The organism is Xanthobacter autotrophicus, from assembly GCF_030015065.1.
In the GTDB taxonomy this organism is placed as follows: domain Bacteria; phylum Pseudomonadota; class Alphaproteobacteria; order Rhizobiales; family Xanthobacteraceae; genus Xanthobacter; species Xanthobacter autotrophicus_D.
This window is the reverse complement of record NZ_JAIVFN010000135.1, coordinates 1-10,493: the sequence shown is the minus strand read 5'-3', so window position 1 is coordinate 10,493 and position 10,493 is coordinate 1. Positions and strand designations below refer to the sequence as shown.

Sequence of the window (10,493 nt, the reverse complement as noted above, 5' to 3'; positions counted from 1 at the left end):
CTCCTCCGTCGCGGCCACGGCGCGCGTCCCCTCGAAGATGCGCACCCCGGCCCCGGCCGCCGCTTTGGCGAGGCCGAGGGCGAAATTGAGCGGATGCAGGTGCCCCGCGCCCCGGTCGATGATCCCGCCATGATAGGCCTGCGTACCTACCAGGGCGCGGATCTCCTCGCGCGTCAGCGGGTCGATGGCGTCATAGCCGTAGTCCTCCCGCAGGAGGCGGGCATAGTCGTGGCTTTCCTTGACGAAGTGCGGCTTGTGGTCGGCATGGATCAGGCCGCCCTTCAGGTCGCAGTCGATGCCGTGGCGCGCGATGAGGCCCTTGACCAGCGCCTTGCCCTCCTCGGCAAGGTCCCAGAGCTTGTGGGCATCCTCGCGCCCCATGACCTTTTCAAGGACGTCCTGGGTGCGCCGCTGGCCGGAATGGAGCTGGCCGCCATTGCGGCCCGACGCCCCGGAACCGACCCGCGCCGCCTCCAGCACCACCACCCCGAAGCCCGCTTCGGCAAGATGCAGGGCGGCGGACAGGCCCGTATAGCCGCCGCCGAGGATGCACACGTCGGCCTTCGCCTCGCCCTTGAGCGCGGGAAAGGCGGGACAGGCGATGGCCGTCGCCGCGTACCAGGACGCGGCATGGCCGGCGGGATCGAATGCCGCCGGCGGCCTGGATTGAGCCTCGTCCACCTTGCGCGCCTTCAGACGTTCAGCAGCAGATATTCCCGCTCCCAGGGCGAGATGACCCGCATGAAGGTCTCGAACTCCGCCTGCTTCACCGCCGCATAGGCGGCGACGAAGCGATGGCCGAGCACCTCCGCGAGGGCCTCGTTGTCCGAGAAGGCCGCCACCGCCTCCAGCAGGCCGCGCGGCAGGTCGAAGTCGAGATTCTTGGCATCGCCTTCCAGCGGGTCGGTGGCGCGCAGGTTCTCGGTGAGGCCGAGATAGCCGCAGGCGAGCGACGCGGCGATGACCAGATAGGGATTGGCGTCCGAGGACGGCACCCGGTTCTCCAGCCGCCGCGCCTCGGGGGTGGAGGGCGGCACCCTGAGGCCGGCGGTGCGGTTGTCGTAGCCCCATTGCAGGTTGATGGGCGCCATCGAGTCGCGCGTCAGCCGGCGGTAGGAGTTCACATAGGGCGCCATGATGCACATGACCGACGGCAGGTACTTCTGGTGCCCCGCGATGAAGGAGAAAAACTCCGGCGTCGGGTCGCCATCCTCGTCGGAGAAGATGTTCCTGCCGGTCTGCGCGGACACCACCGACTGATGGATGTGCATGGCGCTGCCCGGCTCGTTGGCGATGGGCTTGGCCATGAAGGTGGCGTAGATCTTGTGCGCCAGCGCCGCCTCGCGGATGGTGCGTTTGAACAGGAACACCTGATCCGCCAGCGTCAGCGGGTCGCCGTGGCGCAGGTTGATCTCCATCTGCGCGGCGCCGTCCTCGTGGATCAGGGTGTCGATCTCCAGCCCCTGGGCCTCCGAATAATCGTAGATGTCCTCGAACAGGGCGTCGAACTCGTTCACCGCCTGGATGGAATAGGACTGGCGGCCGATCTCCGGCCGGCCCGAGCGGCCCACGGGCGGCTTCAGCGGATAATCGGGATCGGTGTTGGGCTCCACCAGGTAGAACTCGATCTCCGGCGCCACCACCGGCTTCCAGCCCTTCTTCTCGTAGAGCGAGATGACGTGGCGCAGCACCTGGCGGGGTGCCAGCTCCACCGGGCGGCCGTCGCGGTGGTAGGCGTCGTGGATCACCTGGGCGGTGGGGTCCTGCGCCCAGGGCACCGAGCACAGGGTGGAAAAGTCCGGCTCCATCACGAGGTCGCTGTCGGCGACCACCGAATCCACCAGCCCCTCATAGTCCGGATATTCGCCGGAGATGGTCTGGAAGAAGACCGACAGCGGCAGGTTCATCACCGGAGAGGAGAAGAATTTCGAGGCCGGCATGATCTTGCCGCGGGCGACGCCCGCAAGGTCGGGCACGGTGCACTCGATCTCCGTGATGCCCCGGCCGGCCATCCAGGCCTTGGCCTCGGTCAGGGAGGTGACGCCCCGCGGCGCCGTGACTTGAGCCTTTTGCGCACCCTTGCTGCGTTTCGCCATGATGTCCTCGCGCGTGAACCGCTCACGCCCCTTGAGGGAACACCTCAGCCATGGCGGGTGTCAACGCGATGCCGTCAAAGCCGGGCCCGCGATGGAACAGGCATCGAACGAATCGCGATCGAATCGAACCCGCGGCGCCGTTCCCGCTTCCCCCCTACGACATGTGGGGTCCCGGCGGGACCGATGGCGGATTCGGCAAATCAGGGGCGCGGCGCGCTCACCGGAACGGCCCCGGTCCTGGCCTGGGTCTCGAACGAGGTCGCCTCCAGCACGGCGGTGCCGATCATGGTCGCCACCGACACCTTGAAGGGCGCCAGCAGGCGGGTACCGGCGACGGGCACCAGCCAGACGAACATATCCTTGTTTTCCATCATATATTTCACGGTGTAGCGGGTCGGCCGATGGCCCGCGACCGGGCTGTAGCGCACGCCGCACACCACGGCGGGGCCGGCATAGCCCTGGGTCTTCACCTTTTCCGTGCGCAGGTAGGAGAGCTTCACGTCGTAGCGCTGGCGGCCGTCGAACACCGGGATGGCGCGTTCGCACGCGGCGGCGGACAGGAGATCGCCGGAGCCGGGCACGTAGACGAAGGCGCCGCTCATGGGATCGATGACGTTCTGGAGCGCGTCTGGCGTCAGCGGCACGCGGTCGGGCAGCGGCTTCAGCGGCGGCTCCACGTCCATCTCCTTGACCGCGCCGCCGGCGATGGCGATGCGCGCGGTCTCGGCCTTGCCGTCGGCCTCGGCGTTCATGGCATAGACGCGCGGCACCATCCTGCCCCCGGACAGCGTGCCGCGCGAGGCGGCCACGCCCTTGCCCGAGGACACCGCGCGCAGCACGCCGGTGACGCGGGCCGAGCCGGAGATCTCGTAGTTCGCGTCCCCCGCCTCCACCACGATGGAGCCGCGCCCGAGTTCCACGCTTCCGACCGTCAGCGTGTACTTGGCTTCGAGGCGGCCCTCGGCGCGAACCGCGCCGGGTGAGGCCAGAATGCCGGCGAAGACGGCGCCGGCCGCCAGGGCCGCGCGCAGGGCGGCGCGCGCGGAACAGGGGCGCGCAGACAGGAAGGCGGAACGGGCGTCGGTCATGAAATGCGTCCGTGGCCGGGAGGCCGGTTGTCCGCGGGAAATACCCGCGGTTTGGCGGCGCCCCCACTGATGCGCAGGGAAGGCGGCTGAACTGTGGCCCATTTCCCGTCAGGAAAGCGCGGCCGGCGCCCCCGCGAGGGCGCCCCGCGAATCCTCATCGGTCATTGACTTTACGACCGTTTGTCACGATCTTTCCAGCCTACCCTGAGACGCGGGTCACGTTGACGACGGCAAGAGCCGGCGCCGTGGCCCATTCGCCTCGGGTATTTCGTCAATGTCTGAGGAGTGAAAAGCCATTCGTCGCCCCATGAGACCCGTCGCGCCGGAGAAGGATGGTCCGCGCGTCAACGAGGAAATCCGCATCCGCGAAGTCCAGCTGATCGACCAGGATGGGCAAAACCGCGGCGTGGTGGCCATTCGCGATGCTCTCACCCTTGCGCAGGAAGCCGGCCTCGACCTCGTCGAGATCTCGCCGAACTCCGCGCCCCCCGTCTGCAAGATCCTCGATTACGGCCGCTTCAAGTATCAGAACCAGAAGAAGGCGAGCGAGGCCCGCAAGAAGCAGAAGGTGGTCGAGGTCAAGGAGATCAAGCTCCGCCCCGGCATCGACACCCACGATTACGAGGTCAAGATGCGCTCCATGGAGCGTTTCTTCGAGGAAGGCGACAAGGTGAAGGTCACCCTGCGCTTCCGCGGCCGCGAGATGGCGCACCAGGACATCGGCTTCAAGCTGCTGCAGAAGCTGAAGGAAGACGTGGCCGCCATCGCCAAGGTCGAGGCCGAGCCCATGCTGGAAGGCCGGCAGATGATCATGATCCTCGCCCCGCGGTGAGGATCGCCTGAAGCTGATCACGCCGGGACAAGTGGCGGCATCAGGCGAGGCCCTGCGACGGGCCTTTCGCGATTGCCGCGCTTTTTCCCGAACATGACCCGCCCGCGCTCCCCGCCGGAAGCTTCGCTTTCCGGCTGGCCCGGACGGGGCTACCCCTGCCACTGGTGCGACATCTTTCGCACACGGGCCGAATGGAATTGCAGCACCCCCGAGCTTGCTACCTCCAGCAGCGCCGCCCCGCCTGAAATGCGGTTGCGCTCCGGGGCGGTTTGCGAGACACGGAAACATTCCAAACTGCTCCTACGTCCGGAATGCTGGTTCTCCTGATCAATCTTGCCCGCCGCCCCGACCGGCTCGCCTTCGTGCGCAGCCAGTTCGATGCGCTGGGAGTGGCGTTCGAGCGAATCGACGCCGTGGATGGCAAGGTTGAAGACGTGGGGCCCGGCACGGCGCTGATTTCGCCGGTGGAACGCGCCTGCGCGCTCAGCCACCGCAAGGCCTGGACGCGGTTCCTCGCCAGCGGCGAGAGCCATTGCCTCATCCTCGAGGACGACGTGCTCGTCTCGCCGCAGGCGAAGCGCTTCATCGAGGACCCCCGCAGCTTTCCCCCCGGCGCGGACATCCTGCGGCTGGAGACTCGGCTGCAGCTGTCGCTGCTCGGTCGCGGCCGGCGCTGCGGGCCGCCGGGCTTCCGGGCGCACCGCCTGCTGTCGCGGCATCACGGCTGCGCCGCCTATGTCATCACCCGCGCCTTCGCGGAACGCGCCCTCAAGGACCTCACCGTATTCGTCGAGCCGGTGGACGAGGTTCTGTTCGAGGTGAAGAGCCCGAACTACTACCCGAACGTCACCTACCAGATCCGGCCCGGCGTGTGCCTCCAGGCGGAGCTCTACGAGCCGGGGCAAGGCTCGACCCTTGCCCACTCCGACCTGGAGATGGACCGCCGCATCCGCTTTCCCCGCCACGAGCCGGGGCCCCGGATCAAGATCAAGCGATCGTTCCTGAGAAAATGTCTGCGCGAGGTCGCCCGCTGGTGGCGCCGAAGCCGGGCCAAGGTGGAGTTTCTCTATGCACGGTTCATTGTCGGGCGCGCCTGGCGCGACGTCCCCTTCGCCGGCGGGGTCCTCCCGGTTGCTGCCACCGCGCTTTCTGTTCCTGGAAGTGAACAAACGCTGCAACCTGAAGTGCAAGCACTGCGACTTCTGGCAACGGACCGATGACGACCGCGCCAACTACCTCTCCGTCGCCGGCCGCGCGCAGCTGATCGCGGAGTTCTCCCAGATCAGCCCCAGCGGCAATGTCGTGATCTGCGGCGGCGAGCCCATGCTCGACCTCGAGGATTACTTCACGCTGGCGAAGGCGTGCCGCAGCAACGGCCTCAGGGCCCTGTCGGTGGTCAACGGCACGCGCATCCGCGAGGACAAGCTGGCCGAGCGCATGATCCTCGAAGGGCCGCACGAGATCTCCATCTCGCTCAACAGCCCGGTCCCGGCGCAGCACGACGAGACCCGCGGCGTGCCCGGCGCCTTCGACAAGGCGGTCCGCGCCCTGCGGCTGCTGGTGGCGGCGCGCAAGCGCCTGAACGCGCAGGACAAGACCCGCATCTATGTGATGGGGCTCATCTATGGCGACAATTACCGCTCCATCGACGCCTTCTACGACCTCGTCCTGAACGACATCGGCGCCGACAAGCTGAAGCTGAATTTCCTCCAGCCCAGCTTTGGCCAGTCCGGCGAGCAGGATCCCTTCTTCGCATCCCAGACCCAGGTGGACCCCGACGAGATCGTGGCGATCCTCGACCGGTGCAATGCGAAATACGGCCTCAACTACAACCCGCTCTGGGTCGCGCAGGTGGGGATGTATTTCCGCTCGCTCTATGGCGCATCGGACCTCGACCGCGGCTGGCACTCCAAGACCGCGACGCAGGAGCACATCTGCAATTCGTATGACCGCAACATCATGGTCAATCATTACGGCGTCGCGCGCCTGTGCTTCTCGGGCCAGTTTCCGGGCAAGACGATGCAGCGCAGCGGCGACCTGAAGCGCTTCTGGCTCGGCGCCGACAACATCCGCAAGCTGATGCGCTCCTGCAACCAGTTCTGCGGCATCAGCCATTCCGTGAAGCGCGAGAGCAGCACGCTCGACGGGCGGCAGAAGATGCTCGACCACCAGGCCACCGCCGCCCCCATGCGGCCCGACCTCGGCATCGCCGGCGACCTGACCTGGAAGCTCATGTCCGGCATCCAGGCGGTCGCCCGCTTCACCGAGCGGCCCTTGCCCTAAGGGCCGGAAGCAATGCGCCCTGCGCCGGATGCAGGGCCTCCTCCCTGACCAGCCTCCACAAGCCCGCGGCTCGGCACGCGCGGTGGCGCGCGACCGCGCTCGTCGCCGACCTGAACATTTCCACAGCTGCGTCAGCGCGGCGGTATCGCAGGCATCCGAACGATGCTAAAAATTGTATAGTTCCAATCTACAGCTTAAGCGTTGCAGTTGCTGATCCTGCTCATCAACCTCTCCCGTCGGCCGGATCGGCTTGCATTCATGCGCAACCAGCTGGATGCGCTCGGGCTGCCGTTCGAGCGCATCGACGCCATTGACGGCGCCGTGGCGAACCTCGGTCCCCGCATGGGTCGGATCACATCCGGCGAGCACGCCTGCGCCCTCAGTCACCGCAAGGCGTGGGAACGCTTTGTGGAAAGCGGCGCGCCGCACTGCCTCGTCATGGAGGATGACGCGCTGGTCGCGCCGCAGCTGAAGCGCTTTATCGAGAACCCTCCTGCCTTTCCGCCCGACATGGACATTCTGCGGCTGGAGGCGACGCCCCAGCACTCGATCCTCGGGCGCGGCCGGCGGGGCGGGCTGCGGGGCGTGAAGATGCATCGCCTTCACTCCAAGCAGCATGGCACCGCCGCCTACATGGTCACCCGCGCCTTCGCGCAACACGCGCTCAAGGAACTGGTCGCGTTCGCCGCGCCCATCGACATGGTGCTGTTCGACCCGGCGAGCCCCGGCCACTACCCGAGCAACACCTACCAGCTTCGGCCCGGCCTGTGCCTTCAGGCGGAATTCTACGGGCCTGCGCGAAGCTCTGCCCTCGCCAGTTCGGACCTGGAAATCATGCGCGGCCCCCGCCCGGCCCCGGCAAAGCCGGCGCCACAGTCCAAGGCGCAGCGCTCGATCGCCGAAAAATGCCTGCGCGAGGTGGACCGCTGGGCGCGCCGGTCCCGGCGGCAGGTGGAATTTCATTACGCCCGCATCGTCACGGGGCGCGCCTGGCGCGACGTTCCGTTCATCGGAACCGTCCTGCCGGTCGCAGCGGCTGCGCTTGTCCCGCCCGACCCGGCGCACAGGCCCTGCGCCGACGCGACGCGGCCGCTTCCGGAACCGCAGCGTTGCCAGCCGGAGCGGTCCACCATGTCGCTGAACCGCTGAAGCGGGGCTGCGCCCAGGCAGCAAAAAGCCCGGCGCGGTGCGCCGGGCTTCCTTGATCTGCCTGCTCCCTCAGGGGCAGGGATGCTGATACCCGTCATAACCGGTATAGGTGCCGGTGGCCGGGTTGTAGGAGCGGTAACGCTGCATGCAGTACGCCACGGCGTCGTCGCCATAGACCGGCTCCGCCGTCGCCGCCACCGCGCCCAGGGCCAGCCCGCTGGCGACGCCGAGCGCGACCCACGCCCCGGTGTTGTTGTAGTAACCCCACCCCCCGCCCGGACGGTACCAGCCCCAGCCCGGACGCCACGCCCCGGGACCCCACGCGCCCGGCGGCGGGCGCCAGCCCGGATGGCCCCAGCCCGGACGCCAGCCGGGATAACCGGCCACATAGCGCGGCCCCCCGACCCTCGGACCAACATAACGGGCACCGCCATAGCGCGGAGCCATATAGCGTGCCCCGCCGTAGCGCGGCGCCATATAGCGTGCCCCGCCATAGCCGGGACCCACAAATCGCGCGCCGCCATAGCGCGGGCCGGCAAAACGCGCCCCGCCGACGGGACCGACCCGGCCAGGGCCGCGAAATCCACCCCCACCGCGATAACCGCCGCCGCCGCGATGTTGGACACTGTCCACCTCCGCGGCGCTACGCTGCGCGTCCGCGTTCACGAGACCGAGCCGTAGCGCCTGCGCGCCGGCCGGTGCGCCGGAAAACGAGAGCATGCCGCCGGCAACCATGGCGGCCGCGAGCAGTGCCACTCTTTTCGTTCCGAACATGATGGTCACTCCCTTTACGCACTACAGGTTCGACCGTGTTTGTGTGTTTCTGTCGCCGGACCTATGGCAAGTTACGGCTACAACGCGGCGAAGTTGTTGCCGTTGCTCAAATCCCCCCTGTCGCCGTTCAACCCTGCGTGACGCTGCGACACACCCGGATTCCTTCGCACCGCAGCGCCCGCCGCGGGGCGGAGCCGGCCGGCGCTTGCCTTTCGCGCCGTCCTCCTGTAACGACTGCCGCCTTCGGGCCGGCCGGCGAATAAGGGCTGCCGCGCTGGCTCATACCGCTCAACAGCAACAAGAGGCTGAGCGTTCCCCGCCGCAAGGCGTGGCGAACCCATGCCACGGAGAGCCAAATGCCCAAGATGAAGACCAAGTCGGGAGCCAAGAAACGCTTCCGCCTCACGGGTACGGGAAAAGTGATCGCGGCCCAGGCCGGCAAGCGCCACGGCATGATCAAGCGGACCAACAACCAGATCCGCAACCAGCGCGGCACCACCATCCTCGCCGAGTGCGACGGGCGGATCATCCGCAAGTCGTTCCTGCCGAACGGCTGACGCCAGCGATCTGAAGGAGCTTTTCCATGGCCCGCGTGAAACGTGGCGTTACCTCGCACGCCAAGCACAAGAAGGTCTTCAAAGCCGCCAAGGGCTTTTACGGCCGTCGCAAGAATACCATCCGCGCTGCGAAGTCGGCCGTCGAACGGTCGATGCAGTATGCCTACCGCGATCGCAAGGTGAAGAAGCGCAACTTCCGTGCGCTCTGGATCCAGCGCATCAATGCCGGTGTGCGCGCGCTCGATCTCGACCTGACCTATTCGCGATTTATCGATGGTCTCGGCAAGGCCGGGATCGAGGTCGACCGCAAGGTGCTCTCGGATATCGCCATCCACGAGCCCGACGCGTTCAAGGCCCTGGTGGAGAAGGCCAAGTCCGCGCTGGCCTGAGCCTCCGCGCCGGCCTGAGCTTTCCATCCCGTCTTTCCGAGACCTTCAAGAGCCCCGTGCGGTCATCCGTCCGGGGCTTTTGCGTTTGGGCGGCCCCCGTCTATAAGCGGCGCAACCGTCCGCGAGCCGCCCCCCGCGGGACTTCAAGAACTTCAAGAGCATCGACATGTCCGACATCGACGTGACCGACCAGAGCGCCATCGCGGACCTGGAGCAGGACATCGCGAGCGCCATCCTGCGCGCCGAGGATGAAGCCGGCCTTGAGGAGGTGCGCATCGCCGCCCTCGGCAAGAAGGGCTCGGTCTCGGAGCTGCTCAAGTCGCTCGGCGCCATGAGCCCGGAGACGCGCAAGGTGATGGGCCCGGCCATCAACGGCATGCGCGACCGGGTGAGCGGCCTCATCACCCATCGCCGGTCGGCGCTGAAGACGAAAGCGCTGGAAGCCCGCCTCGCCACCGAGACGGTGGATGTCACCCTCCCCGTCCGCGAGGCCGCCGCCGAGACCGGGCGCGTGCACCCCATCGCCCAGGTGATGGAGGAGCTGACCGCCATCTTCGCCGACATGGGCTTCTCGGTGGCGGAGGGTCCCGATATCGAGGACGACTTCCACAACTTCACCGCGCTGAACTTCCCCGCCGGCCATCCGGCGCGGGAGATGCACGACACCTTCTTCCTGCCCCCCGGCAAGGACGGCGAGCGCAAGGTGCTGCGCACCCACACCTCCCCGGTGCAGGTGCGCACCATGCAGACGAAAAAGCCGCCCATCCGCGTCATCTGCCCCGGCCGCACCTATCGCTGCGACAGTGACCAGACCCACACCCCCATGTTCCACCAGGTGGAGGGGCTGGTGATCGACAAGGGCGCGCATCTCGGCCACCTCAAGTGGATCCTGGAAGAATTCTGCAAGTCCTTCTTCGAGGTGGAGGGCGTGAAGATGCGCTTCCGCCCGTCCTTCTTCCCCTTCACCGAGCCGAGCATGGAAGTGGATATCCAGTGCGACCGCTCCCGCCCCGGCGAAATCCGCTTCGGCGAGGGCTCGGACTGGCTGGAGATCCTCGGCTGCGGCATGGTGCATCCCAACGTGCTGCGCAATTGCGGGCTGGATCCCGATGAATACCAGGGCTTTGCCTGGGGCATGGGCATCGACCGCATCGCCATGCTGAAATACGGCATGAGCGACCTGCGCGCCTTCTTCGAGGCCGACGTGCGCTGGCTCTCCCACTACGGCTTCCGCCCGCTGGATTTCCCCACGCTGGCCGGCGGCCTGAGCGCGTAGGGGCAACCCTGCCCCCTCCCCAGCCCTCCCCCGCAAGCGGGAGAGGGGG

11 protein-coding genes are annotated in these 10,493 nt (G+C 67.4%); 7 read left to right on the top strand and 4 right to left on the bottom strand.

The features are described from left to right. From K9U40_RS19885 to K9U40_RS19875, 3 genes are all read right to left on the bottom strand, one after another. Window positions 1–681: NAD(P)/FAD-dependent oxidoreductase (locus tag K9U40_RS19885; RefSeq protein ID WP_282891855.1), on the bottom strand; the 681-nt coding region annotated here is incomplete at its 3' end. An 11-nt stretch (window positions 682–692) separates the two neighbouring features. After that, window positions 693–2,096: a glutamine synthetase family protein gene (locus K9U40_RS19880; protein ID WP_282891854.1), complete on the bottom strand. Its 1,404-nt coding sequence runs from the start codon at window positions 2,094–2,096 to the stop codon at window positions 693–695. 200 nt (window positions 2,097–2,296) lie between these two features. Beyond that, window positions 2,297–3,184, bottom strand: coding sequence for a DUF3108 domain-containing protein (locus tag K9U40_RS19875; protein WP_282891853.1), 888 nt, complete (start codon window positions 3,182–3,184; stop codon window positions 2,297–2,299). Window positions 3,185–3,491: 307 nt separating this feature from the next. On the opposite strand from K9U40_RS19875, the gene infC reads away from it, so the two are divergent. From infC to K9U40_RS19855, 4 genes are all read left to right on the top strand, one after another. Next, entirely contained in the window at window positions 3,492–4,016 is a 525-nt protein-coding gene (infC, locus tag K9U40_RS19870; protein WP_282891852.1) for a translation initiation factor IF-3, read from the top strand. Between the two features lie 311 nt (window positions 4,017–4,327). Then, entirely contained in the window at window positions 4,328–5,236 is a 909-nt protein-coding gene (locus K9U40_RS19865) for a glycosyltransferase family 25 protein (RefSeq protein WP_282891856.1), read from the top strand. Beyond that, the gene (locus tag K9U40_RS19860) at window positions 5,178–6,299 is read left to right on the top strand and encodes a radical SAM protein (protein WP_282891851.1); all 1,122 of its coding nucleotides are present in this window, start codon (window positions 5,178–5,180) and stop codon (window positions 6,297–6,299) included. The genes K9U40_RS19865 and K9U40_RS19860 overlap by 59 nt, the downstream gene beginning before the upstream one ends. A 207-nt stretch (window positions 6,300–6,506) precedes the next feature. Then, window positions 6,507–7,448, top strand: a complete 942-nt coding sequence (locus tag K9U40_RS19855) for a glycosyltransferase family 25 protein (protein WP_282891850.1) — start codon at window positions 6,507–6,509, stop codon at window positions 7,446–7,448. A 69-nt stretch (window positions 7,449–7,517) separates the two neighbouring features. Here the strand turns inward: K9U40_RS19855 and K9U40_RS19850 are convergent, their stop codons facing one another. After that, the gene (locus K9U40_RS19850) at window positions 7,518–8,081 is read right to left on the bottom strand and encodes a BA14K family protein (RefSeq protein ID WP_282891849.1); all 564 of its coding nucleotides are present in this window, start codon (window positions 8,079–8,081) and stop codon (window positions 7,518–7,520) included. Window positions 8,082–8,578: 497 nt separating this feature from the next. Between K9U40_RS19850 and rpmI the strand changes: the two genes are divergently transcribed. The 3 genes from rpmI to pheS all read left to right on the top strand — a co-directional run bounded on the left by rpmI (window position 8,579) and on the right by pheS (window position 10,444). Beyond that, window positions 8,579–8,779 (top strand): 50S ribosomal protein L35, encoded by a 201-nt coding sequence (gene rpmI / locus K9U40_RS19845; RefSeq protein WP_282891848.1) that lies wholly within the window; start codon window positions 8,579–8,581, stop codon window positions 8,777–8,779. A gap of 26 nt (window positions 8,780–8,805) precedes the next feature. Continuing rightward, window positions 8,806–9,168 (top strand): 50S ribosomal protein L20, encoded by a 363-nt coding sequence (gene rplT, locus K9U40_RS19840; protein WP_282891847.1) that lies wholly within the window; start codon window positions 8,806–8,808, stop codon window positions 9,166–9,168. 166 nt (window positions 9,169–9,334) lie between these two features. Further along, on the top strand, window positions 9,335–10,444 hold the full coding sequence (pheS, locus tag K9U40_RS19835; RefSeq protein WP_282891846.1) for a phenylalanine--tRNA ligase subunit alpha: 1,110 nt from the start codon (window positions 9,335–9,337) through the stop codon (window positions 10,442–10,444). Window positions 10,445–10,493 lie beyond the last annotated feature (49 nt).

Bases quoted from the DNA above. Each gene is read 5' to 3' on its own strand.
- K9U40_RS19875 (WP_282891853.1), bottom strand. From the start codon at position 3,184: ATGACCGACGCCCGTTCCGCCTTCCTGTCTGCGCGCCCCTGTTCCGCG.
- pheS (WP_282891846.1), top strand. From the start codon at position 9,335: ATGTCCGACATCGACGTGACCGACCAGAGCGCCATCGCGGACCTGGAG.
- infC (WP_282891852.1), top strand. From the start codon at position 3,492: ATGAGACCCGTCGCGCCGGAGAAGGATGGTCCGCGCGTCAACGAGGAA.
- rplT (WP_282891847.1), top strand. From the start codon at position 8,806: ATGGCCCGCGTGAAACGTGGCGTTACCTCGCACGCCAAGCACAAGAAG.
- K9U40_RS19880 (WP_282891854.1), bottom strand. From the start codon at position 2,096: ATGGCGAAACGCAGCAAGGGTGCGCAAAAGGCTCAAGTCACGGCGCCG.
- rpmI (WP_282891848.1), top strand. From the start codon at position 8,579: ATGCCCAAGATGAAGACCAAGTCGGGAGCCAAGAAACGCTTCCGCCTC.
- K9U40_RS19865 (WP_282891856.1), top strand. From the start codon at position 4,328: ATGCTGGTTCTCCTGATCAATCTTGCCCGCCGCCCCGACCGGCTCGCC.